This is a genomic window from Halalkaliarchaeum sp. AArc-CO (genome assembly GCF_024972735.1).
Classification (GTDB): Archaea; Halobacteriota; Halobacteria; order Halobacteriales; family Haloferacaceae; genus Halalkaliarchaeum.
This window is the reverse complement of record NZ_CP087722.1, coordinates 110,713-133,521: the sequence shown is the minus strand read 5'-3', so window position 1 is coordinate 133,521 and position 22,809 is coordinate 110,713. Positions and strand designations below refer to the sequence as shown.

Below are 22,809 nucleotides of genomic sequence, written 5' to 3'. Positions count from 1 at the left end.
CTCGAGATTACATCAAAGTTCTCGGCGCCATCCTGCGTCGGTTTCGAAACGAGTCAGAGATCACACGAACGATTCCGCGGCTAGCGTCGAACCGAGTTGCCGCAACTCGGCTACCTCGTCAATCTCGGTAACCCACCGATCGGGTACGCCTTCGGCACCGAACCGCGCTCCAGCCACGGCACCGACGACAGCCCCGATCGTGTCCGTATCACCGCCGCGGTTCACCGCCGTGACGATAGCGTCTTCGAATGCGGACGCCTGCAGCGCGTCGTGCAGCGCCGTCTGAACGGTATCGACGACGTACCCGGATGTCGACAGCGTGGGCGTCTCACCCGCGGCAACCGGCTCCAGGGCCGCGACCAGTTCCCGGGACAGATCCTCGCGCCGATCGGCGAGGACGCTCGCCAGCGGCCGCTCCTCGCCGGCGGCGATGCGAGCGATCGTATCGGTGACGATTACACATCCATCGGTACAGCGTGGATCCGCATGCGTGATCTGTGACGACTGTCGGCTCACCTCGGCCAGCCGTGGTCGGTCCTCGGCATACGCTATCGCAAGCGGTGGACACCGCATCACGCTGCCATTGCCGGCGTTACTCCCCTCGGGACTGGCTTCCCATACGGCCTGGCCGGCCGTCTCCCAGTCGTCACCCTGGGCGATCTGCTGGAGCGCCCGACGGGTCATGGTCCCGATGTCGAACGGGTCAGACTCGTACCACTGAACGAACCGATCGGCAATGTCATCCGGATCGAACGTGCCCTGCTCGGCGAGAGAGCGGGCGATACACAGCGCCTGTGCGGTGTCGTCGGTGATCGTTCCCGCCGGCTGGTTCCACGTTCCATGGCCGACCATCTCCGTGAGTTCCCCGTACTCTGCAGTAATCTGGTCGGCAGAGCGGAACTCGACAGGCCGACCCAGTGCGTCGCCACATGCGAGGCCGAGTATGACGCCCATCGCGCGTTCGGTGTCCATGAACACATACTCCCGGCTTGTCACTAAAACCCGGCTCCCCGAGCGAGTTAGACTGGGGTAGTTGACATGCGTATCTGCTGAATAGCGATTAAAGGATGCCTCCATCGTGAACGTGAAAATACGAGGTACTCCTTGTGTTCTACTCAAGGACAACCCACAAGACTCCGCTCACCAAACAGGCACTCGGATGGTCATCGACGACCTGCCTGTAGATAGCGAAAACGTCCTCACGGTGGCGGAGCTCAACGCTCGGATCAGTGAGGTCATCGGCGACGCCGATAGCCTTCAGGGCGTCCAGTGTGTCGGCGAGGTCAGCCAGGTCAACGAGTATGACTGGGGCGTGTTCATCGATCTCGTCGATGGCGACTACGAACTCACCGCGTTGATGTGGGGGAGCCGGTACCGGAAACTCGAGTCACCACTCGAACCCGGTATGGAAGTTCTGCTCACCGGAAGCGTGGATTTCTATGCAGAAGACGCGCGGATCAGCCTCAAACCATGGGAGGTGTACGTTGTCGGCGACGGTGAGCGGGGATTGCGCCTCACCCAACTGCGTTCGGAACTGGCCGAGCGAGGCTGGTTCGACGAAACACACAAACAGCCCCTCCCGACGCTGCCCCGTCGGATCGGCATCGTTACCTCCCTCGATGGGGATGCCCGGTACGATATCGAGACCTCGATTCACGATCGGTATCCCGACGTCGAGTTGCTCATCCGGGATGCCCGCGTCCAGGGCGAGCATGCGCCCACGTCGATCGCGAACGCGATTCACACGCTCGATCGCGAGACTGACGTCGACGTGATCATCGTCGGTCGAGGTGGCGGCAGCGAAACCGATCTCGACGCATTCAACAGCGAGGCCGTCGCCGAGGCGATCTTCACCGCCGGGACGCCGATCGTCACCGCCGTCGGCCACCGCGAAGATGAACCGCTCGCCGGCGAGGTCGCCGACGCAACGGCGATCACGCCTACCGAGGCCGGCACCGTCGTCGTTCCCGACCGAAAAGAGTTGACTGCCCACCTCGAACGATTGAACGACCGGCTCGAGAGGGCCTATACCCGGAGTGTTCAGGCACAACTTGACGAGTTGCACAATCGACTGGAGACCACCTACACCCAGACGGTCCGGGCCGAGTTGGATCGCCTTGAGGACCGCCTCGAAGCCGCTTTCGCCGAGCAACAGCGTCGCCACGCCCAGCGGACGACCCGTCGCAAGTACGGTGCGATCATCGCCGTCCTGCTTGCAATCGTTCTGGGGCTCGTATTGTATATCGCGTTCACGGGGTTGTGATCATGACCGACCAATCACTCGACGAGAAGATCGACCGACTCGAACAGCTTATCGACCGCCTCGAAACTGAGGAGCTGTCACTCCAGGAGGCTCAGCGCCTCCACGACGATGCAACAGCATTGCTTGAGGAACTTGAAGCCGAACTGGACATTGGCGACGGCAGCGTCACCGAACTCGACGGTGGGCAGTGAGACACTGTTGTAAACTGCTTTCTCCGCGATGTATCAGGCCTTCCGTTACATCTCATTTTCAGACTTCTCGGACAACCGCGATCCCAGCTGATCGAGTTGATCTTGCGCACTCTCCCGGCGATCCTTTGTCTACTCGGGGCGGTACTCGAGCCGTTTGATCTCCCCACTTTCAATCGTCACCGCCAGCACACTGCCCTCCTTGCATGGGTCCTCGGGCACGCGCTCGACCGGGATGTCCCGCTGATCACGAACCTCACCGTCGTCCTCAATTAGGATCACGGCGGTCTCCGCATCGACGACCTCCGCCAGCTCCACGTCCGCGACCTGGTCACCAGCTCCGCCCGCACGGAGCCGTGTGTCGTTGTCGGCGTGCAGTACGATACACTGATGGTTCGCGATCCCGACATGCTTGACCCGTCCGAGGAGATCCCCGTCCGGCAGGTTCGCCTGGAAACGCCCCGCGGGACCACGATCGCGCTCACCAACCAGCACAACCAGTGGACCGGCGCGCTCACAGGCGTGGCGCCGCTGGGCGACACGCCCGCCGCGGGACGCGGGGGGCTCCGGCGGGTCGGCCGGCGCGATCCCGTGGAAGTACGCGAGGCGTGGGAACACCGCGAAACGGAGGGCGCGGCGATGACCGACTGCCGGACGGTCACGGAGGAGTTGCAGATGCACCTCGCCCAGGCGGCCACGCGGGTCGAGAATCCGGATGCCAGGACCCACGTCGAGGCAGCCCTCGATGCGGCCGTGGCGCTGCCGTTGACGCCGCTGGTGGAGTGTCCCGTGTGCGGGCGGGTGGGGCTTCCGGAGCGGATCGAGACCCACCCTTGTACGGGCGAGTTGGTTGAGAGGCGGAGCTAAGTTTCCAGAGGGCGGTCCATTACTCGCTACATCAGTCGACTAAATCAAGAGTGTAGAAACTTCTATTTCCACAAGTGCTTTCAGAAACAGCAGCTCTGGGGCTGAGGAACCGGTTCTATTCAGTGCTAATCTCTGCGCGGATTCATCTGGAACTCAGCCAAGATTCGTGATCGTACAGTTCACCGAACCGCTTCAATCCCTCACAGATTCGTCTGAAACCAGAGAGTTCGTTCTCCCTCGGCGGACACTGATGATGCTTCAACCCACAAGGGTTCGTCTGAAACTTCTCAAAACCGACGAGGCCTGAGTATGTCCGAGATGCTTCAACCCCACGAGGGTTCGTCTGAAACCGTCCCTTGTGTGGTCGTAGCCGGATTGAGGCGAATCGCGACTTGACCTTCGACCGTGTATCAGAAGGACTCTTGTGGGGTTGGCCAAGCGGCCACAATGCCACCGATCCGACTGTTATTGGCCGGCCAGATGTGCGTTCCGCACCCTGGTTATTTAAGCAACAGCTAAGGAATTTAGACTAAGTTTGTAGAGGGTTGATTTTATTACATTTGGCCATCATCTCCCAGCTATGTCACTCAATGTGACATCCAGGGAGGTGAGGTAGTCAGATGCGGGTTCTGGCACGGCTCTCTGCCCGTGCAGACGCAGCCTACGACCACGCGTACCATCACAAGCTGCGAGGTCGGATCTGGCGTGCACTCGAAGGAACCGACTTTGATGAACAACACGAGTCCGGAGAGCCACCGGGATTCGTCTACTCCAACATCTTCCCGTGGGGGGAAATGCAGGAGGGTGACGAACGGAATCTTTTGGTTGCCTCTCCTCACGAGTCGTTGTTGGCTAACGTTGCAGAGGACTTCCAGGCCGATCGTGAGCTGAACGTTGGGGAGATGCCGCTGTGGATTGACGAGGTCTCCGCTCTCGATGTCGATGTTGGAGAGCCCGGCACGTCGGGGACGATTGAAACTGGAACTGGTGTGTTTGTCCGGTTGTACGAACATCACCGGGAGAAGTTCGGGATCGAGGACGGTCACGGTGACTCTCCAACGTTTTGGCGTCCAGAACACTCCATAGAGCCGTTCACAGCCGCGATCGAAGATAACGCCCAGCAGAAACACGATCTATTCGCCCCCGATTACCTGCCCGGGCCCACGGAGGTTGAGGGACCACTGTTCGATGGTTACGAGTTGCTCAAGACCTATGCGTTACCGCTGACGGTGACTCAGGGCGTCGAACGAGAGGTCGTCTTGAGCAAGTGGCGGTTTGACTACACTGTGCGTGATGACGACCACCGTCGGCACCTGAACCTGCTGTTGGACTGTGGCGTCGGCGGGCGAAACGGACTGGGACTCGGATTCGTGAACATCACCAATGAGTAGTAAGCATCAGTCCGTTCCACAGGAAGCGTCGGAAGCAATCGAACGACTCCCACAGCGACGGCCGGCGTCGCTGTACGACGTGGCCGTCCAGTATTCGATTTTTGACTGGTACGAGACAGTCACATCTGGCGATCTCGACTTCGATCTTGCGCCGGAATATCTCGCGTTCATGACTCCGGCAGCGAAGAGCGACCTGCTCGGAGAACCAGATAACGCGCTCGTCGTGTACGTTGATCTAACTGATCCGGAATCCCCCACGTTCCGAGATGAGCAACCAATCGCATTCGAGTCGGTGGATGCCAGCGGTCGGTTCAAATTGGGGCATTCGTATCCGGCGAACAAGACCAGCGCGATGACCGACTACTCGATTACGACGCACAAAGATGCGTCAGAGCATCATCTCGCCGGACAGCGTGACGATGCCTGGGGGACGAACAACATCAAAGACCGGTTCACTCAGTGGGCTCACAGCGACGCAGCCGACCGGGTACTCGAACGCGACGTGGAAGACGCGTGGATCCTCGAAGCATTACGGGAGTTGGGCACGGCCGAAGACCGAATCGACGAACTCGTCACGCGTGGGGACGTGCCGCTCGATCCCGAGGATGAAGAAACGGAACACGAAGTGTTCGTCACAGTCCGACTCAAACTCCCCGGTGGGGAGCGATATCAGTGGCCGGGCGAGGTTCCGGTCTTGAATGAGGTGATGGTCGAACAGAAGGCCAAGCGGTTCGAAAACATCTCGGTGGACGATGCGGGAGCCGACGGCGTCGGCTACGTGAGTGGAGAAGATGATCGTGTGACTGGCGGCTCGGCCGGACTCCTGGGTATGTATGCGAAAAAGCAGAGGGAGCACTTTGCGGATCTCTCGCCGGACGGGTCGGAGGCTTGGCGGAATCGCCCCCTGACACACGAAATTGCCGCCGCAATCGCCACGGCCAACAGCGTGTTCGAGGAGTTCTTCGAACGACTGGGCGACGGCCGCCGTCTGTATGTCCTCCCGTATCTCGGTGAGCATCCGGAAGCGCTTGATCCGGAGGGGTTCGATGCGTTCGCCCGGGAGGTGTTCATGGAACTTCGCAACCGGGAGGCCAGCTCCTTCCAAGCGAAGGTCAATGAAGTGTTTTACGAGCGTGAGGAGGATGCAGCAGTCGAGCCACTCTTCGAGGATCTTGCTGCCACGCCAGCCTACGGGCCGGTCAAGGTCGCCACCGTCTTTCAGGCGACCGGGAACCCGGACCGCATCTTTTTCGAGGAACTCCGGACAGATGTCTATCGCCCGCGTGCCATCGACGAGGCTCATGATACGGTTCTCACCTCGTCGGTGTTCCAGGGCGAGGGCATCTTAGCAAACGTTCGCGACCGCTCGGAGTCGCCACTACTCGTTGCTGGCGCCGATCGAAGCAACATGGCGCTGTTCGGCGGCTACTTCGACTGGACGACGGAGCCAACCCGCACGAGCGAGGAGGCCGAAGGGACGCCGAAAGCCGGCGACATCGACGATGTCCGGGCACGACGGCTCGGGCAGTTCCTGCAGGGGGAGAAGCTTCCCGTTCGAACGCTACTTGAAGAATACCTCCACCTGCTCGTCCAGGAGCAACGTGACCTGTTCGACGAGAGCGATGGCAGTCATGTCCCGGCGCGACAGGTCGCCGAACAGTACGCCCAGTTGCGGGCACTCGCGGAGATTGACGCGCTCGGTGATGAACGACGTACCGCAGGGCGACGCACAGCTACCCAACCGACAACGACGACCACTTTCGCAACCGTGACCGAGACAGCATCTCAGCCGTATCAGGATCGGACGCAGCGTCTCGAGGACTTCATCGATACCCATGAGGTTCTCAGCAGTAGTGAGCCACATCAGGCAGTATTCCTGCTCGGTGGGCTCGTCGGCCGGATCACCGCCTATCAGCGTCGCGAGGGGGTCTCGTCGACGCTCGTTCGACGGTATCCGATCGACTACCTCACCAAGCAGTCAATCAAGGAGGTGACCAACGAGGTCATCCAGATGAACAACACGTACATCGAGTCCGACGACGCTCTTCCCTCGACGTACAACGCACGCTACACGGATCGACTTCCGAACCTGATGTTGGCCAGAGATCCCAGTGACTGGGATGTCACGCAAAACGAACTCCAGTGGGTGTACGCTCTCGGGATCACCTACGGTAGCAACGACATACAGATCGACACCGCCGACACGACGGAGGAGTAACTCATGGCAGCCGACACTGACACCACCACGCTCGAGAATCGCTCGGAAATCGTCTTCCTGTATGATGCAGAGGACTGCAACCCGAACGGAAACCCACTCTCTGCGAACGACAAACCGCGTGTTGACGAAACGACCGGACAGGCGGTCGTCACGGACGTCCGTCTCAAACGCTACGTCCGGGACCAACTCGACGACGATGAGTTAGGGATCTACATCCGTAACCCGTCGAAGGCACCCTACGAGGACGTTCCCGATCGCGATGGGCTGTTCAAGCGTGTGACGGAACTCGAGGAGGACGATGTCGAAGACATGAGTGGGAGCGACGCTGCTGAGGCGTTCTTGAATAACGCTGCCGACGTGCGGTATTTCGGCGCAACCTGCTCGTTCAGTTCGGAGTTCCAGGACGCTCTCGGTGACGACTTCCCCGGCCAGTTCATCGGCCCGGTACAGTTCGAACACGGCCGCAGCATGCACACGGTGACGACCAAAACCGAATCGAAGCAACTGTCGACGGTGGTCGCCAGCGAAGCGGGCGACGAACAGGGGACGTTCGCAACGGACAACCGACTCCAGTACGCGCTGGTGAAGTTCCACGGCGTCGTCAACGAAAACGCCGCACAGGACACTCTGCTCTCAGCGGAAGACGTCGAGCGACTCGATGCGCTGCTGTGGCGGTCGCTCAAAAACCAAACGCTAACGCGCTCGAAGATGGGGCACCAGCCGCGGCTGTACCTGCGCGCCGAATACGCCACCGACGACTACCACCACGGCGGGCTCGATGATGGAATCGAACGCGCTGATGCCGACGAAACCGATGGTGCCGAGTATCGCAACATCACCGACGTCACGCTGGCCGTCGACGACCTGGTAGCCGCGCTCGCCGGCGATGCCGAGGAGGGCCACCTCGAAACGCTGCACGTGGTCGTGGACGACCACATCACCGTAAGTATCGATGGCGCCACCGGCGGGCCTGAGTTCTTGCTCAAGGAACTCGAAGAGGCAGTCGGTGCCGACCGTGTCAATCGTGTCGACGTGTATGCGTGAGCGAGCCACCGATGAATGAGTTCGACCCCAGCAGCCGGCGGTGCGTCTCCCTCACCGTCAGCGGCGACTGGGCGCATTTCCGCCGGATCGACACCACCAACGACAAGCAGACCTACCGGGTAATCCCGCGGACGACCGTCGCGGGGTTGCTAGCCGCGATTCTCGGCGAGCCGCGAGATTCTTACTACGATGTGTTCGCCCGGGACTCGTCGGCGGTCGCGATCGTCCCGCAGCGACCGTTGCGGACGATGCAAGTGCCGATGTTGACGCTGCCGACAGCAGGTGGAGATATCCAGACTGCGGAGGGTGTCTCTGGCAAGACGGTCATCCCACCAGAGGTACTCGAACGAGAACGGAAGCGCCGGGCGTTCGAATACCTCTGTGATCCGGCCTACCGGCTCCACGTCGTCCTCGATGATGATGAATGGATGGATCGACTCGTCGATCGACTCGATGCAGATTCCGAGACGGGACCGCCGTCAGTACGCTCCGTATACACGCCCTCGCTCGGCAAAACCGAGTGTCTAGCCGATATCACTGAATCGAGTGTCGGCACGGTCACCGGCCCGGAATCCGTATCTGCAGTCGATTCGACGCTGCCGGAAGCCAAAGTCACGCCGCTTGCGGACGTCTCCTATGCGATGGAGCGAACCCCGGCCTACATGACGCAGGCAAACGGCGGCCGGAAGACTACCGGATTCGTATCGTATGCCTACCCGACAGACGGCGGGCAAATCGAAACGGCCGATGTAGAGGCCTACAGCGTCAACGGCGATACCGTCTGTTTCCTGTAACGAGAGGGAAGCCCATGTCTTTCGACACGCCGCTCGCACGACCAAACCAGCCGCTTGCCGTCCATCTAAACGGAGTTGCGGCGAACGCACGGGTGTTGACGCCGGCGGACACGACCACGCCCCGAGGAGACTCACTGCAGCAACTACTCACGACGGTCGCACACCTGCACGACTTCGGCAAGCTCACACCAGCGTTCCAGTCGTATATACGCGAGCAGCCGCCCCGGCCGCCCCGGCAAAGTGAATATCACGCTGCTCCGGGAGCGCTGGTCACCCTGCACGCACTGAAAGCACAGGGATTCTCCATGCCAGCGGTGTTAGGTGGCTTTTACGCCGTACTCAAACATCACCAGACTCTCGGCAATCTGGAGGAAGACCTCTCGAAGTGGGGAACCCAAACCGGTCCGTACGTACATCTCGTTCAGAAACTGCAGCGTATCGACGAGGAAGCGGCGGCCGACGCAACGGAACTACTTGAGACTGCTACCGATGGAGCGCTTGAGTGGGACGAAATCCCGATCGACAACCCGGAGCGGTACCGGCAGGTGTTTCGCCACGGTCGCCCCTCAAGGGACGATTCTGACGCTGACTTCTATCCGCTCGTGCAGCGGATCTGGGCCACACTCTCGTGTGCCGACAAACTCGATGCGACCGGCGTTTCAGCCGGGTCGGCGGTGCCGCGGTTGGATCCGGAACAGATCAGTTTCGAAGGGGAAGCGACTGGAATCGAACGCGAGTTAAACACCCTTCGCTCGCGAGCCCAGTCGGACGTTGCCGAACGACTCGCCGACTTAGCTGCCGACGACGGCGGGATTTTCACGCTGACGTTGCCCACTGGCTTCGGCAAGACCTTTGCCGGGCTGAACGCTGGATTGCGACACGCACACAGAACCGATGGGCGAGTGATATACGCCCTGCCGTACACGACCATTCTCGACCAGGTCGACGACGAAATCAGGGCACAGTTCGACGTGACACCGAGTGGTGACGCGTACACACTCCATCACCACCTCGCGGAGACACGGACGACGATCGACGACGAATCAGTGTCCGACGGCACGGAGACGATGTATGCTGAAACCTGGCGTTCCGGACTGGTCTTGACAACGTTCGTGCAACTCTTCGAGAGTCTCGCCGGTGGGTCGAACACCCAGTCGCTGAAACTACCGGCGTTACAGGATGCGACCATCATCGTCGACGAACCCCAGGCGCTCCCACGGGAGTGGTGGCAGCTCGTTACCAAACTGTTCGATATCCTCGTTGAGGACTATGATGCGACCGTGATTCTGATGACCGCGACGCAGCCCCGGTTCGTTGATCACAGTAGTGTCCCACTATCGACAGCCGAACTCGTGCCCGAGTCAATGACGTACTTCGAATTCCTCGGCGAAAACCCGCGCGTCAGCTTCCATATCGACGAGTCGGTGCCGCTCGGGGGATCGGCGCCTGCAGCAGCGCTTACTCCTTCGGCGGCCGGTCGACGAGTCGTCTCCCAGACCCTTCGTGAGGGGACCGATACGCTTGCGATCGCCAACACCGTTCGTAGTGCAACCGAACTAACCGCGGCGATCCGAGCGACCGCGAGCGATCGGTCTATTGTCGACTTGGGAGAGATTGTCGAGAGATTCGTCACGACTCATAGCGCGGAACTTATCAGGCACCTCGAAACGAACGGTAGCATCGAGGAGCTAGCGGGACGGCTGTACGACCAGGTACACGCCCGCCTCGAGGAGACCACTCCCGAGTTGATAACCGCCACGTTGACGGCTGCCCTGCGACCCGTCGATCGAAGGCTGCTGATCGAACTCATCAGGCAAGTACTCCAATCGTCAGGGGCGACCCGCCCGCCGCTTGTGGTGACGAGTACGCAGCTGGTAGAGGCGGGGGTCGATCTCAGTTTTGACCGTGTGTATCGGGATTTTGCTCCGTTACCGGCACTCGTCCAGGCTGCGGGGAGGTGTAATCGGTCCTTCGAAGGTGAACGTGGGTCTGTCGTCTTGTGGAGAGTGGATAGTGATGCCACCGATCGGCTGCCGAGTCAACTCGTCTACGCTCGTCGTGGTGATCGGCTCACGCCAACCAGCGTTGCACTCGGACGTATTCGAGATGAGGGACGGACGATTCCGGAGTTAACGATGCTCACCGACGGCGTCGAACATTACTACGACCGGTTGCATGCAAGCGACCACCGAGACCACGCCCACGATCGGCTGGTCGAGGCGTATGCTCGTGCACAGGGTGACACACTTCGGGAGGCCTCGTTGATCACCGACGACAGTGAGGACGTTCTCGTGATCCGCTCTGCCGCCGAGTTAGAGTTCCTCGAGGAATATGTCACCGCAAAAGCCGACCGAGCCACTCAGACTGGCCGCATCTCGTTTACAACTCTCCAGCAGCTATTTGCCACCGTTCCCCCTGATCGTGCGAGAGGACTCGACGACTCAGCGGCAATGCTGCAGGAACTCGGATTCCCGTCGGTCACGCTGGATGAGTTTGCCGTCGTCGACGATCGCAAGTCGTCGTGGTATGCGCTGGCGTCGGGTGCTGGTCTTCGTGAGCAGTAATTCTTGGAGAACAACTAGGGGCCGTTGCCGTTGCTGTTGTCTGTCATCGACCCCCCGGGGGTTTGTGAGGTATTGCAGGTCGACGGAACATCTTTGGTGGATACCTTCGATAGACCACCTGTGTGCCCGAAATGGGCCATGGTTTCAGACGGACCCTTGTGGGGTTGAAGCCACTTCTCCATATTCAAGAACGTGCGGATAATCCCGTTTCAGACGGACCCTTGTGGGGTTGAAGCTTGCCGTGCTGTGCAAGCTTGCGTTCGGCGTCAAGGTTTCAGACGGACCCTTGTGGGGTTGAAGCGAACCTCAGTTACGCACTCACCGACGAGTACGCGAGTTTCAGACGGACCCTTGTGGGGTTGAAGCTTCGACCACGCCCGCGACCAACAAAACCCCCCTCGTTTCAGACGGACCCTTGTGGGGTTGAAGCATCGCTTCCAATCTGGCGATTGTCGGAGCAGATCCGTTTCAGACGGACCCTTGTGGGGTTGAAGCGTCTGCCTTCGGCGAGAGAAGCACTGACGGGCCTTGTTTCAGACGGACCCTTGTGGGGTTGAAGCTCCCCGTCGGTCCGCATGGGCCGACGGGGACGTGAGTTTCAGACGGACCCTTGTGGGGTTGAAGCCCTCGGCCATCTGCGAGATCGTGACGCGAGTCGGTGTTTCAGACGGACCCTTGTGGGGTTGAAGCCACCTCCTCAACTTCGGCGATCTCCTCCTCGAGCTGGTTTCAGACGGACCCTTGTGGGGTTGAAGCATCAGGTCGTCAGGATCCTCAGGATGATCGCCCCGAGTTTCAGACGGACCCTTGTGGGGTTGAAGCGCCGAACACGTAGATGATCGGAGCGGCGCGGGCGAGTTTCAGACGGACCCTTGTGGGGTTGAAGCGTCGATCGCTGCAGCTATCCCCTCAAGCTCTCCGTGTTTCAGACGGACCCTTGTGGGGTTGAAGCGGGTTGAAGCTCCTCACGGCGCACCTATGGGAGTTGTTTCAGACGGACCCTTGTGGGGTTGAAGCCGCAGCTGGTCAAACTCGGGATCGATGTCGTCGTCCGTTTCAGACGGACCCTTGTGGGGTTGAAGCTCTTGCTCGAAGATCGAATCCAGATACACCGCGCGTTTCAGACGGACCCTTGTGGGGTTGAAGCACTCACAAGACGCAACTGCTAGCTACAATCAAATTTGGTTTCAGACGGACCCTTGTGGGGTTGAAGCGATTGCCCGGCCGCCCAGCACACCCGTCCCGACGGGTTTCAGACGGACCCTTGTGGGGTTGAAGCACACATAAAATCCTAAATCCAACATGGGACTAGACGTTTCAGACGGACCCTTGTGGGGTTGAAGCGCATGGCTGGCGATTGGGTCGTCCCCGGAACCGCGCGTTTCAGACGGACCCTTGTGGGGTTGAAGCACACAGAAGAAATCAGTAAAGATGGTAACCCAGCACTAGTTTCAGACGGACCCTTGTGGGGTTGAAGCAATCCCAAAACGAATCTCGCCCTGGCTTTAGGTCTGGTTTCAGACGGACCCTTGTGGGGTTGAAGCCGGGTCGGTCGCTCGCTCCGCTCGAGCTTGCCGGTGTTTCAGACGGACCCTTGTGGGGTTGAAGCCTACTCCCGGCCGTGCTTGTCGTCGGTGTGTACGTAGTTTCAGACGGACCCTTGTGGGGTTGAAGCACGCCTTTACGCCGGTTGGTCTTGCTTCCATCCCCGCGCGTTTCAGACGGACCCTTGTGGGGTTGAAGCCGCGAGGAACATCTGCCGAGCGAAACCATCGACAACAGTTTCAGACGGACCCTTGTGGGGTTGAAGCATCCACAGTACTCCGTCGTTGTGTTCGACGGCCATCCGTTTCAGACGGACCCTTGTGGGGTTGAAGCATGCCCGCCGCAGACGGTGAGACCAAAACGACCGAGGTTTCAGACGGACCCTTGTGGGGTTGAAGCTCCCAGACGATCGCGCCGCGGTGCCGCGGCGCGTCGGGTTTCAGACGGATCCTTGTGGGGTTGAAGCATGGACTCGGTGATGGCCGCGACCTCGCAGACCTCGTTTCAGACGGACCCTTGTGGGGTTGAAGCAAACGTGTTAACCCAGTAATGTAAGATGCAATAGTTTCAGACGGACCCTTGTGGGGTTGAAGCCATTTGTAACATTATTATCGATTACCGATTCCGGTGTTTCAGACGGACCCTTGTGGGGTTGAAGCTTTCACCAGATAGTTGTGTAATATCACCTGTATCAATGTTTCAGACGGACCCTTGTGGGGTTGAAGCTCTCACTATCAACTGGAACATTTAAAGCCAGTAAGTGTTTCAGACGGACCCTTGTGGGGTTGAAGCACCAAACGATACACCCAACATTTCAACAGTCCCAAGGGTTTCAGACGGACCCTTGTGGGGTTGAAGCAGATAGTGACTTACTCATTGTTACATTTCACATTGTTTCAGACGGACCCTTGTGGGGTTGAAGCAAAATCAGACCCATCTGGCAAGTCAACTATCTTGTTTCAGACGGACCCTTGTGGGGTTGAAGCCTGTGCGTCCTTCGCTTTCTCCAGTAGTTCTCGCGTTTCAGACGGACCCTTGTGGGGTTGAAGCTCAAGCAACGAGGTCGTCTTTGAGTCGACCGTCGCGTTTCAGACGGACCCTTGTGGGGTTGAAGCCCGACTGAGACAATCGACGGTAAAGAGATGATCGTGTTTCAGACGGACCCTTGTGGGGTTGAAGCCGTCGGGCGTTACGGCGTCTGCGTCGTTGCGGCAGTTTCAGACGGACCCTTGTGGGGTTGAAGCTGTCGTCCATCACGCTGCCGACAGACGGCGTGAAACGGATCTACCGTTTCAGACGGACCCTTGTGGGGTTGAAGCCCTGACCCCTAACCATGATACGGCTTTACCTGACCCCGTTTCAGACGGACCCTTGTGGGGTTGAAGCACGATCTCGGGGAATTATATCGACCACACAGGAGGTGTTTCAGACGGACCCTTGTGGGGTTGAAGCAACGGTCATCCTGATACTGGCGGATCACAGGAGCGGTTTCAGACGGACCCTTGTGGGGTTGAAGCTATCGGAGGAGACTCATGAGCCGGGACGTCGAGCGCTGTTTCAGACGGACCCTTGTGGGGTTGAAGCACCTGCAGACGAACCCTTCTCGTTGTCCCTGTCGTCTGCGTTTCAGACGGACCCTTGTGGGGTTGAAGCGTACCTCAACAACCGGTGGAAAGATTCGCCGGCGCTGGTTTCAGACGGACCCTTGTGGGGTTGAAGCATCGCCCAGGTGACGGAAGCCTTCGGCGGGGCGAGTTTCAGACGGACCCTTGTGGGGTTGAAGCGACAACCGGCGGTCAAGGCGGCCCGGAGACTGGCGGTTTCAGACGGACCCTTGTGGGGTTGAAGCTCCGCGACGTCTCGCGATTTGTCGGCGTCCCACAGCGTTTCAGACGGACCCTTGTGGGGTTGAAGCGGCGTGACCGATCAGCACGGGAGCGGTACTGACCGAATGTTTCAGACGGACCCTTGTGGGGTTGAAGCTGCCCCAACTGCTCGTTCACCCCACACGGCTCCGAGTCCAGTTTCAGACGGAGCCTTGTGGGGTCGAAGCAATCGTGTCTCAGACGAACCTGTGAAGGATTGAAGCAACATTCCGAAACCGGTTGAATGAATGGACCACCCGGTTCCAAAAGAACTTGTTAGAGATTGAAGCGCTGTGTGGAATCTGTCGGCACACGAACTCGGGGAAATCCAGACGAATCCGGTAACGTCGGTCACCGCCCCGCGGGCCGTCAGCCCGACCGCCGCCTCGCGGTCGTTTGCGATAACGCCGACGATGCGCTCGCCACCCTGATCGACACGCGCTTCCTCGAGTGTCACTCCCTCGGGCGTCGCCAGCAGCGGCTCGACAGCCAGCTGGAACTGGAACTCCCCCACCGCGAACGGCGCTATGACGTCGATCCCGGCCAGCCACGACGTCGTGGCCGGCAGCGCCGGCATCGATACGCTGTCGCGCCCCAGGTACCGCGCGTCGTCGTCGAACCACAGCGCCGACACCGTCACCGGCCCGCTGGCTACGTCGTCAACGTTCTGGACGATCGCCTCAACGCGCTCGCCCTCGATTGCCCACTCCCGGGATTCGATGACGACCTCGGGTGGTGTGTTCGCCCCGGCTGGCTCGTCGGTCGGCGTCGGCGTGGGGCTGGTCTCCGGCGTGGGCGTCGCCGTCGCCGTCGCGGTCTCGGCTGGGGTCGGTGTCGGCGTGGGATCTGCCGGTTCGTCGGCCGCGTCGGTACACCCCGCCAGCACGAGTCCCCCAACCGTGGATAGGAATGCTCTGCGGTGCATCGATGTTCTCACGAGGAAAATGAGCCGCTTAATACCATATATCCAGTGGCAAACGAAGAGTCCACTCGGGATTTTACTTAAAAGACCCGGGAATGACACACCAGTCCGTTGGTACAATATGGATTTCTTACTGCAAAGTGGAATAACTCTTCGCCACCAGTTTTATGTTCTCACGAATGACGTTCCCTTATATTGACCATACTGAGTTGAAAAGAAATAATGAAGATCCTCATCGACACGAACATTTTCATCCACCGTGAGGATGACGATATCGTCCCCGAAACGCTTCGTAAACTCGAACGAGCGCTCAAAGAGGCAAAACATGATATTCTAATTCACCCGCTCTCCGAACAAGAAATTCGCGGGGATAACAACACCAAAAGGCGGAAAAAGAACGTTTCCCGTATCGAGACGTATGAAAGACTGGGATACCCCTCCTATCCCGGTGAGAATGATACGGAGTTCCGACAGCATGTGCCGGAAACCGCTTGTGAAAACGAGCTCGTCGATAATGCACTACTCTATTCCGTTTACGAGGATCGAACCGATTTTCTTATCACAGAAGACCAAGGAATCCATAAGAAAGCGATCGACCTCGGAATCGAAGACCGGGTGTTTAGCATTGAGACCGCCTGGGAGTTCTTCCGGCCTGAAGGACCGAAACTCCATGGACCGCTGTCAATCGAGCGGACATCACTGGGCAATCTAGATTTAGATGATTCGATTTTCGATTCGTTGAAGGCAGATTACGAAAATTTTGCTGACTGGGCCGAGCGACACGCCGACCGCACAGCTTGGGTTAATTATAATGGTGACGGTACGATTGGCGCGGTTCTCGTGATCAAGCCGCATGAGGTCGAAGCGATCGGATCCTCACCGACGCTCGATCGGAAACGCCGGATGAAAATCTCCACACTGAAAGTGGCAAAAAGGCGTTGGGGATCAAAAATCGGCGAGTTGCTCATCTCTCTAGCTATCAGAGAGGCAATCCATCACGAGCTTGATGAGACTTACTTCACCTATTATTGGGATGAGGCTGAAGAGGATTATTTCGTCCAACTTGCTCGCAGTTATGGGTTTGAACATACGGCCAACGAAGATGATGGGGAAGCAATCTTTGTCAAGAAACTCATCCCCGGGCCGGGCCAAGACCCCTCGCCAATCGAGGCGACGACCAAGTTTTACCCGTCATTTTGTGACGGTCCAGAGGTTCAGAAGTTTTTGATACCGATTCGGCCTGAATATCACCGTCGACTATTTACATCGTATTCGAAACGTCAAACCTTGCTTCCTGAGTTCGACGGTCGATTTGACCCGGAGGGGAATGCGATCAAAAAGCGTACTTGACTAGCGCGAAGAATTACCAAGCTAAAGAAGGAGACATACTCCTTTTCTACCGCAGCCAGGACCATCGAGAGGTGACGTCGCTTGGTGTGTGCGAGGAGGTTCATTACAACCTCGAGGATCCAAACCTTGTCAAACGGATCGTGGGGAAGCGCTCCGTCTTCACCGACGAGGAAATCAAACAACAGGCTGAATCGGGTACGAATGTCTTCCTATTCCGGTGGCACTTCGACCTCAATGATTTTCTGTCCTATAAGAACCTATTAAACAACGACGTTCTAACTGGTCCATTACAGGTCATGCGCCGAATCGACGAAGAGGATTACAAGTATATCAAAGAGCAAGGAGGAATCGATGGACGCTTTACTCTCGATTAAGCCCGAATTCGTCGAAAAGATCTTTTCGGGCGAGAAGCGATACGAGTTTCGCCGAACTTCCTTCCGCGACAGCGATGCAATCGATACTGTGTTTCTCTACGCTTCGTCTCCGACTCAAGAGATTGTCGGTGCTTTTACGATAGATGATGTGATCGAGGATACACCTGACAATCTATGGATGCAATACCAAGAGGAATCGGGATTCCAGCGAAGGCAGCGGTTTATGGACTATTTCACTGGCGTAGAAACAGGATATGCGTACAAAATTGACGAGGTGCACCAACTCCAAAATTCGGTCAATCCCTGGGAGTTTGACGACGAATTCGTGCCTCCCACGTCGTTTTACTACGTCAATGGAGAAATTCCATCCAGAGCACGAGAAGCAATATCTGAATCTCTCCGTTCGGCGTACACTCCGAGAGTCGAGGAGTATGGGTCAGATTGATCCGAGGCCCTATTCCTCAGATTTCTCTGACAACCGCGATCCGAGCCGATCGAGTCGCTCTTGGGCACTCTCCCGCCTTTCCTCAGTCTCCTCGGGCCGGTACTCGAGCCGTTCGATCTCTCCGCCTTCGATCGTCACTGCAAGCACGCTGCCCTCCTTGCGTGCGTCCTCGGGCACGCGCTCGACCGGGAGGGTCCGCTGATCTCGAACCTCGCCGTCGGCCTCAATCAGGATCACCGCCGTTTCGTCGTCGACAATGCGGTCGATGACGCCGGTGTAGGTACCGTCGATCATCATGCACCTACCCCCGCAATCAGCGGAGTGGACACACTCATTGGCGGTGCTGCAAGTTGTGCATCGTCGTCATCGGCGGGTTTCTCTTCGAGCAAGTCAGCCGCATCCGTCGAAAAGTCCGACTCCGTTTCGACGCTGATTTCCTGGCCGTCAGTTGTCACCACGACATCGCCGTGTACGGCTGTCCAATATGTCTCGATATCGCGATCAGCAAAGTCCTCCAGCACTTCATCGTGCGGATGGCCATACTGAGAATCATAGGCGCTCGAAATAATCGCGATCGACGGATCGGATGCGTCCATGAACAGTCCACTCGAGGAGGTCGTCGACCCGTGATGACCAGCCTGGTAGACATCCGCCTCAAGCGCGTCCGCACGCTCGTCAACCAGCCGCGCTTCCACGTCTGTTTCGGCGTCACCCGTGGTCAGATAACCGAACTCCCCGAAGGAGATCGCAAGGACAATGCTGTTGTCGTGTAGATCACTCCCGGAGTCGCCTTCCGGCGGGTTCAAGACCTGGACGCCGACGGCGTCGTCGGCGAGGGGCAACTCGTCGCCGTCCTCGACGAACAGCAGTTCGACGTCGTGTTCTTCGACGGCGTCGAGATAGTTTTCGTACGTCTGGGAGGTGTGGGCGACGCCGTTATCGTAGGCGATACCCACTCCATCGAGTTCTGTCTCGTAGTGTTCAATGATGGCAGCGTGGCCGCCGATGTGATCAGCGTGGCCGTGGGTTGCAACGAGATGGTCAACCCGGTCGATTTCATGAGCTTCGAGGTACTCGATCACGCCCTGACCGTCCTGGCGCCAGTCGCCCGTATCAATGAGGATTGTTTCCCCAGAAGGTGTGATGAGGAGTGTGGCATCCGCCTGGCCCACATCGATGTGGTGCACCTCAAGTTCACCGGATGGGTCAGTAGTAGAGTCTTGAGACGGAGTCTCCGTTGGAGTTTCCTCCGGTGGTTCCGTCGGGGTAGGAGTCTCGATCGGGGTCTCCGTCGGACTCTCATCACTGGGTGCAGCACTACAGCCGGCGAGAATAAGGATTCCCGCGACAGCAAGGACAAGAAGGAAACGTCGCATATGATGGTCAACAGCAGGATGACCTATGAGTATGACGGTGTTCCCGAGGACCGACGTACACGGCTACTGGGCTACCTCAAAATTCCTCGATGGCGGCCATCACGAGGAGATCCAGTATCCAACGCAATTCGTCATTCCGCAGGCCCTCAGTCGGGTGGGTAGGCATTCTCAACACAGTCACGAAGTTCCTCGGACGTCGTCCACGTGTACGCACGATACACCCGCTCCATTGAGAGGAGATAGTGTGCGAACATCCCGTCGTAGGCCGAGTACTGTTCTTCCTCAGTCTCGTATGTTCAATAAAATGCTCGCGTCCGATCCCGATAGGTCGGCTGGTCAATGTAGCCCGCTTCCCACGCGTGCCCGCCCTGGGAGTGTTCGTACACCCCTACGATATGATCTGCGTGGCTGACCAGCAGCTTGAATTTCGACGTAAAGAACTCTGATACATCCAGAATATCGTCCAGCAGGAACGCGTCGACCCCGTCATCGGAGGTCAAGGCTGCGGCATTACTCGCGAGTTGGTCGCGAACAGCCTCCGATCGTGGCCGCTCCTCCTCGCCGTAGGAACCGAGAACAAAGTAAGACGTATTGTTAATGAATCGTCCGAGGTCCTCGTGGATCGCGGTCTGGATCGCCTCGACCCGTTCGGGTGTGAGCGTCTCGCCCGGCTGGTCACCCAATTTGTCGATGACTGCACGGGGAGCATCGTCGGTGTTCATACTGGGCACCAGTCACCACCGCCACCTAACGGTACGGAAATGCGACCGGAAGTGGAATACACAAGCACTCTGGCCACCACTTCGAATTTCACCGAAATGGTTATCCGACCAGGATACAAACACCTAAACATAATGTCCCGGCCTGACGCCACCCCGCTCACGCCAGCCGAGAACGCGGCCGGCCTCGATCCGATCACAGCGTTGAGTGTCCTCGACGACACGACCCGCGCGAATATCATCGGGACGATCGTCGGTCATCCGAAAGGCGCACCCTCGAAGAAGGAACTCGAATACTACAACCCGAGTGTCGCCGCGTCGACGCTCACCGACCACCTCATCCGGCTGGAGGAAGTGGGACTGATCGAGGCCATCGAACGAGATCGTAAAGGGCTCGAACGGGGTCAACCATACCGATTCTTTCAGCTCACCGACGCCGCCCGTGAGCTGTTCGACCGGAACAACCTCTTCGAGGCCGATGCGTATCGAGAGCTATTCGCCGAAGTCGAGAAGACAGACGAAATCAAGGCCGCCGAAGGTATTGAACGGCCGACCGGACGGAACTGATACTCACCTCGGGGCGTATAGTAGTGGTATCGAGCGTCACGTGGTGTCTCGATGAACGGCGCGTCAGCGGCATAGCCGTGACGCGTCACGCCATGGTCGTTATATCGTCCGTTCAGGTACGTACAGTCGATGTAGACGGGAAACTCGTCGGTCCAGCTGTGACCGTCGAGATCCCCCGTCAAGTCGTGTTGAATGATGCGACTCCACCCCTCCGAGAGTTCCTGCTGAATCGCCTCACCCCACCGGATGATCGGCATCACGTAGGCGTAGTTGTGCGCCTGGAGCAGCGTGAGACACTTGCTGTCGTAGACCAGAGCTACGAAGCCGATATCACTGGAGCAGGGTAATGGGGTTCCTTTCGATAGGCCAGAGAGTTTTTCGGCCCGGAACAGGGATGAAGGGCTTTAAAAACGCCCACGCACCCATGCACGACACATCACTCCCAATATCACAACTCGATCCAGCGAAACGAGTCCTAAAACGAGCTCAGTACGAAGCCTTCGAATTTAGTTTGCTGAACGGAAACGTTCTGGTTCGAAATGCGAGCTATTCGGATCCAATAGAACACGAGTACCTTGTGACGGTTCACGACGGCCTACCGAGATCGTGTGAGTGCCCATCTGATACACATTCACAAGGCCCCTGCAAACATCGTGTTGCTGTCGCGATACGAACATCAATTCTCGAGGCAGCGAGTGCTATGCAAGAAGCATCGACGACGTCCGAGTGATCAGACGAACGCCCTTACCGCAGAGATTTTTTAAGCCCCGAGAGGGGTGCGGGGCGCTTTGAAGTCGTCCCGGGAGAAGAAACATGTCCCAACGAGATGTCTACCAGACGGGTTTCGACGAACAGGTTGGACGAACAATCGACGATAATGCATCGTGTCCAGAGTGTGATGGGTCAATCGTGGTCGAAAGCGGAGAACGGCGTTGTTCCGATTGCAGTCTCGTCATCGAGGATTCACGGATTGATCACGGCCCCGAGTGGCGGACGTTCCAAAACGAAGAAACCACCCGAAGTCGCACCGGTGCTCCCCTTACCCAGGCCCGTCACGATCGCGGTCTCTCGACGAAGATTGGCAGGAAGCAGGACGGGAATGGAAACACCCTCTCAGGAAAGAAGCGCTCTCAACTTGGGCGGTTGCGGCGTGAAAATACCCGTGGCCGGTTCAAATCAAAGAAAGAGCGCAATCTCGCAGAAGCCTGTACGGAGATCAACCGGCTAACCAGTGCGCTCGATCTCCCGAGTGCTGCCCTGGAACGAGCCTCGAAAATTTTCAGGAAAGCACACGAGGCGGATCTTCTAATGGGTCGATCGATTGAAACGATCGCATCGGGCAGCGTCTATGCCGCAGTTCGGTGTGGAACCTGGACTCGGACAATCGAGGAAATCGCCGAGGTGTCTCGAGTGAGTAAAGCGAAGGTCGAACTCGGCTACCAGGTGATGAACGTGGAGTTGGAACTGGAAGCAAAACCGCAATCACCCCAGGAGTTCGTTCCCCAACTCTCGTCTAAACTCGAACTATCGAACCAGGTCGAACGTCGGGCAGTTACCCTCGCGAAGGAAGTCTTCGAAACTGGACTCGCTAGCGGTCGGAAGCCATCCGGCGTTGCAGCCGGCTGTCTGTACCACGCTGCTCGAGAGTGTGGGGAGGACCTGACGCAATCTGAGGTGGCGTCAGTCGCGAACACCACACCGGTGACAGTGCGGTCCAGTTGGAATTTGCTGACCAATAGCGGGATTGCTGAATCGATGTAATGGCCGATGTCGAACAAGAAGCTTTGCAATCACGAACAGTCGATCGGAAGCGAGTTGGAATCGATGCCAAAGGACGTCCACACTATTTTGATCCATTGTTGGGCGTGGTCTGGGTGACCGTTGATGGAGAAATTGCCCACATAGAAGAGGCGGGATTAGAGAACTGGATGGACTTCGTCTCCACGCAAGTCGGATGGAGAGAGCAATATTACGATGACCGGACTCTCGCTGAACACATCCTGGATACGATTTCATTGACATCCTCCCCGCCCTGAAGGGCGAGGATTCCCACCGCCAGACCGCACCGCGGCGGTTGCGTTGGGAGTTTCAGGTTCGTCCACCGACGGGAACTGGCGGTGCCAAGCCGCCGTTACTCCTATCCTCTCCCCCGGTCGCTCCCGTCGTTTCCTCCGGGCTTCGAGCAGGGGGTCGGCGGAATCAAAGGTACCTGGTGTTTTGCGTCGGTGTCCATCCTCGCTCCGTGATGGGATTCCATCGTGGGCACGAGATGGGTGAGCCGATATTGTCCAATTGTCCCGGCGTGGGCGCGGGCGTG

21 protein-coding genes, 1 pseudogene and 1 CRISPR repeat array are annotated in these 22,809 nt (G+C 58.2%); of the genes and pseudogenes, 16 read left to right on the top strand and 6 right to left on the bottom strand.

Annotated elements, in window-relative coordinates; translation table 11 throughout:
- Positions 1 to 60: 60 nt before the first annotated feature.
- Positions 61 to 972 (bottom strand): ADP-ribosylglycohydrolase family protein, encoded by a 912-nt coding sequence (locus AArcCO_RS00525; protein WP_259532824.1) that lies wholly within the window; start codon positions 970 to 972, stop codon positions 61 to 63.
- 187 nt (positions 973 to 1,159) lie between these two features.
- On the opposite strand from AArcCO_RS00525, the gene xseA reads away from it, so the two are divergent.
- Both xseA and xseB read left to right on the top strand, forming a co-directional pair.
- Complete coding sequence (xseA, locus tag AArcCO_RS00520) at positions 1,160 to 2,263, top strand: exodeoxyribonuclease VII large subunit (RefSeq protein ID WP_259532823.1); 1,104 nt, start codon at positions 1,160 to 1,162, stop codon at positions 2,261 to 2,263.
- Positions 2,264 to 2,265: 2 nt separating this feature from the next.
- Positions 2,266 to 2,454, top strand: coding sequence for an exodeoxyribonuclease VII small subunit (gene xseB, locus AArcCO_RS00515; RefSeq protein ID WP_259532822.1), 189 nt, complete (start codon positions 2,266 to 2,268; stop codon positions 2,452 to 2,454).
- A gap of 129 nt (positions 2,455 to 2,583) precedes the next feature.
- Here xseB and AArcCO_RS00510 read toward each other — a convergent pair whose 3' ends face one another.
- A complete protein-coding gene (locus AArcCO_RS00510) occupies positions 2,584 to 2,769 on the bottom strand; it encodes a hypothetical protein (protein WP_259532821.1) in 186 nt (61 codons plus the stop codon).
- A gap of 54 nt (positions 2,770 to 2,823) precedes the next feature.
- On the opposite strand from AArcCO_RS00510, the gene AArcCO_RS00505 reads away from it, so the two are divergent.
- From AArcCO_RS00505 to AArcCO_RS00460, 10 genes are all read left to right on the top strand, one after another.
- Positions 2,824 to 3,318: a hypothetical protein gene (locus tag AArcCO_RS00505; RefSeq protein WP_259532820.1), complete on the top strand. Its 495-nt coding sequence runs from the start codon at positions 2,824 to 2,826 to the stop codon at positions 3,316 to 3,318.
- 620 nt (positions 3,319 to 3,938) lie between these two features.
- The gene (locus AArcCO_RS00500; protein WP_259532819.1) at positions 3,939 to 4,709 is read left to right on the top strand and encodes a CRISPR-associated endoribonuclease Cas6; all 771 of its coding nucleotides are present in this window, start codon (positions 3,939 to 3,941) and stop codon (positions 4,707 to 4,709) included.
- Positions 4,702 to 6,927 (top strand): TM1802 family CRISPR-associated protein, encoded by a 2,226-nt coding sequence (locus AArcCO_RS00495; RefSeq protein WP_259532817.1) that lies wholly within the window; start codon positions 4,702 to 4,704, stop codon positions 6,925 to 6,927. The genes AArcCO_RS00500 and AArcCO_RS00495 overlap by 8 nt, the downstream gene beginning before the upstream one ends.
- Positions 6,928 to 6,930: 3 nt before the next feature.
- Positions 6,931 to 7,971, top strand: coding sequence for a type I-B CRISPR-associated protein Cas7/Csh2 (cas7b, locus tag AArcCO_RS00490; protein WP_259532816.1), 1,041 nt, complete (start codon positions 6,931 to 6,933; stop codon positions 7,969 to 7,971).
- Complete coding sequence (gene cas5b, locus AArcCO_RS00485) at positions 7,968 to 8,765, top strand: type I-B CRISPR-associated protein Cas5b (protein ID WP_259532815.1); 798 nt, start codon at positions 7,968 to 7,970, stop codon at positions 8,763 to 8,765. Before cas7b ends, cas5b begins: the two co-directional genes overlap by 4 nt.
- Before the next feature lie 14 nt (positions 8,766 to 8,779).
- Positions 8,780 to 11,329 carry a CRISPR-associated endonuclease Cas3'' gene (locus AArcCO_RS00480; protein ID WP_259532814.1) on the top strand — a complete coding sequence of 850 codons (2,550 nt, stop codon included), beginning with the start codon at positions 8,780 to 8,782 and terminating at the stop codon, positions 11,327 to 11,329.
- A 141-nt stretch (positions 11,330 to 11,470) separates the two neighbouring features.
- A CRISPR array of direct repeats spans positions 11,471 to 14,927; the repeat unit is 30 nt; unit sequence GTTTCAGACGGACCCTTGTGGGGTTGAAGC.
- Between the two features lie 107 nt (positions 14,928 to 15,034).
- Entirely contained in the window at positions 15,035 to 15,646 is a 612-nt protein-coding gene (locus AArcCO_RS00475; RefSeq protein ID WP_259532813.1) for a hypothetical protein, read from the top strand.
- Between the two features lie 237 nt (positions 15,647 to 15,883).
- Positions 15,884 to 17,011, top strand: a complete 1,128-nt coding sequence (locus AArcCO_RS00470; protein ID WP_259532812.1) for a PIN domain-containing protein — start codon at positions 15,884 to 15,886, stop codon at positions 17,009 to 17,011.
- Between the two features lie 86 nt (positions 17,012 to 17,097).
- Positions 17,098 to 17,385, top strand: a complete 288-nt coding sequence (locus tag AArcCO_RS00465; RefSeq protein WP_259532811.1) for a hypothetical protein — start codon at positions 17,098 to 17,100, stop codon at positions 17,383 to 17,385.
- Positions 17,363 to 17,830: an ASCH domain-containing protein gene (locus tag AArcCO_RS00460; protein WP_259532810.1), complete on the top strand. Its 468-nt coding sequence runs from the start codon at positions 17,363 to 17,365 to the stop codon at positions 17,828 to 17,830. The genes AArcCO_RS00465 and AArcCO_RS00460 overlap by 23 nt, the downstream gene beginning before the upstream one ends.
- Positions 17,831 to 17,839: 9 nt before the next feature.
- Here AArcCO_RS00460 and AArcCO_RS00455 read toward each other — a convergent pair whose 3' ends face one another.
- The 3 genes from AArcCO_RS00455 to AArcCO_RS00445 form a co-directional block, all read right to left on the bottom strand.
- A complete protein-coding gene (locus tag AArcCO_RS00455; RefSeq protein WP_321170486.1) occupies positions 17,840 to 18,127 on the bottom strand; it encodes a DUF3006 family protein in 288 nt (95 codons plus the stop codon).
- Complete coding sequence (locus tag AArcCO_RS00450) at positions 18,124 to 19,206, bottom strand: ComEC/Rec2 family competence protein (protein WP_259532808.1); 1,083 nt, start codon at positions 19,204 to 19,206, stop codon at positions 18,124 to 18,126. The genes AArcCO_RS00455 and AArcCO_RS00450 overlap by 4 nt, the downstream gene beginning before the upstream one ends.
- Before the next feature lie 296 nt (positions 19,207 to 19,502).
- Positions 19,503 to 19,928 carry a DUF8170 family protein gene (locus tag AArcCO_RS00445; RefSeq protein WP_259532807.1) on the bottom strand — a complete coding sequence of 142 codons (426 nt, stop codon included), beginning with the start codon at positions 19,926 to 19,928 and terminating at the stop codon, positions 19,503 to 19,505.
- 132 nt (positions 19,929 to 20,060) lie between these two features.
- On the opposite strand from AArcCO_RS00445, the gene AArcCO_RS00440 reads away from it, so the two are divergent.
- Complete coding sequence (locus tag AArcCO_RS00440; RefSeq protein WP_259532806.1) at positions 20,061 to 20,492, top strand: helix-turn-helix domain-containing protein; 432 nt, start codon at positions 20,061 to 20,063, stop codon at positions 20,490 to 20,492.
- A gap of 20 nt (positions 20,493 to 20,512) precedes the next feature.
- Here AArcCO_RS00440 and AArcCO_RS00435 read toward each other — a convergent pair.
- Positions 20,513 to 20,800, bottom strand: a pseudogene (locus tag AArcCO_RS00435) (ISH3 family transposase); the annotation flags it as partial.
- Positions 20,801 to 20,916: 116 nt separating this feature from the next.
- Here AArcCO_RS00435 and AArcCO_RS00430 point away from each other — a divergent pair.
- From AArcCO_RS00430 to AArcCO_RS00420, 3 genes are all read left to right on the top strand, one after another.
- On the top strand, positions 20,917 to 21,222 hold the full coding sequence (locus AArcCO_RS00430) for an SWIM zinc finger family protein (protein WP_259532916.1): 306 nt from the start codon (positions 20,917 to 20,919) through the stop codon (positions 21,220 to 21,222).
- Positions 21,223 to 21,305: 83 nt separating this feature from the next.
- A complete protein-coding gene (locus AArcCO_RS00425; protein WP_259532805.1) occupies positions 21,306 to 22,253 on the top strand; it encodes a transcription initiation factor IIB in 948 nt (315 codons plus the stop codon).
- Positions 22,253 to 22,528, top strand: coding sequence for a hypothetical protein (locus AArcCO_RS00420; protein WP_259532804.1), 276 nt, complete (start codon positions 22,253 to 22,255; stop codon positions 22,526 to 22,528). The genes AArcCO_RS00425 and AArcCO_RS00420 overlap by 1 nt, the downstream gene beginning before the upstream one ends.
- The last annotated feature ends 281 nt before the right edge of the window (positions 22,529 to 22,809 follow it).

Excerpts from the sequence above, each read along its gene's own strand:
- AArcCO_RS00525 (WP_259532824.1), bottom strand. The coding sequence starts at position 972 with ATGGACACCGAACGCGCGATGGGCGTCATACTCGGCCTCGCATGTGGC.
- xseA (WP_259532823.1), top strand. The coding sequence starts at position 1,160 with ATGGTCATCGACGACCTGCCTGTAGATAGCGAAAACGTCCTCACGGTG.
- xseB (WP_259532822.1), top strand. The coding sequence starts at position 2,266 with ATGACCGACCAATCACTCGACGAGAAGATCGACCGACTCGAACAGCTT.
- AArcCO_RS00500 (WP_259532819.1), top strand. The coding sequence starts at position 3,939 with ATGCGGGTTCTGGCACGGCTCTCTGCCCGTGCAGACGCAGCCTACGAC.
- AArcCO_RS00495 (WP_259532817.1), top strand. The coding sequence starts at position 4,702 with ATGAGTAGTAAGCATCAGTCCGTTCCACAGGAAGCGTCGGAAGCAATC.
- cas7b (WP_259532816.1), top strand. The coding sequence starts at position 6,931 with ATGGCAGCCGACACTGACACCACCACGCTCGAGAATCGCTCGGAAATC.
- AArcCO_RS00480 (WP_259532814.1), top strand. The coding sequence starts at position 8,780 with ATGTCTTTCGACACGCCGCTCGCACGACCAAACCAGCCGCTTGCCGTC.
- AArcCO_RS00470 (WP_259532812.1), top strand. The coding sequence starts at position 15,884 with ATGAAGATCCTCATCGACACGAACATTTTCATCCACCGTGAGGATGAC.
- AArcCO_RS00460 (WP_259532810.1), top strand. The coding sequence starts at position 17,363 with ATGGACGCTTTACTCTCGATTAAGCCCGAATTCGTCGAAAAGATCTTT.
- AArcCO_RS00455 (WP_321170486.1), bottom strand. The coding sequence starts at position 18,127 with ATGATGATCGACGGTACCTACACCGGCGTCATCGACCGCATTGTCGAC.
- AArcCO_RS00450 (WP_259532808.1), bottom strand. The coding sequence starts at position 19,206 with ATGCGACGTTTCCTTCTTGTCCTTGCTGTCGCGGGAATCCTTATTCTC.
- AArcCO_RS00445 (WP_259532807.1), bottom strand. The coding sequence starts at position 19,928 with ATGAACACCGACGATGCTCCCCGTGCAGTCATCGACAAATTGGGTGAC.
- AArcCO_RS00440 (WP_259532806.1), top strand. The coding sequence starts at position 20,061 with ATGTCCCGGCCTGACGCCACCCCGCTCACGCCAGCCGAGAACGCGGCC.
- AArcCO_RS00430 (WP_259532916.1), top strand. The coding sequence starts at position 20,917 with ATGCACGACACATCACTCCCAATATCACAACTCGATCCAGCGAAACGA.
- AArcCO_RS00425 (WP_259532805.1), top strand. The coding sequence starts at position 21,306 with ATGTCCCAACGAGATGTCTACCAGACGGGTTTCGACGAACAGGTTGGA.
- AArcCO_RS00420 (WP_259532804.1), top strand. The coding sequence starts at position 22,253 with ATGGCCGATGTCGAACAAGAAGCTTTGCAATCACGAACAGTCGATCGG.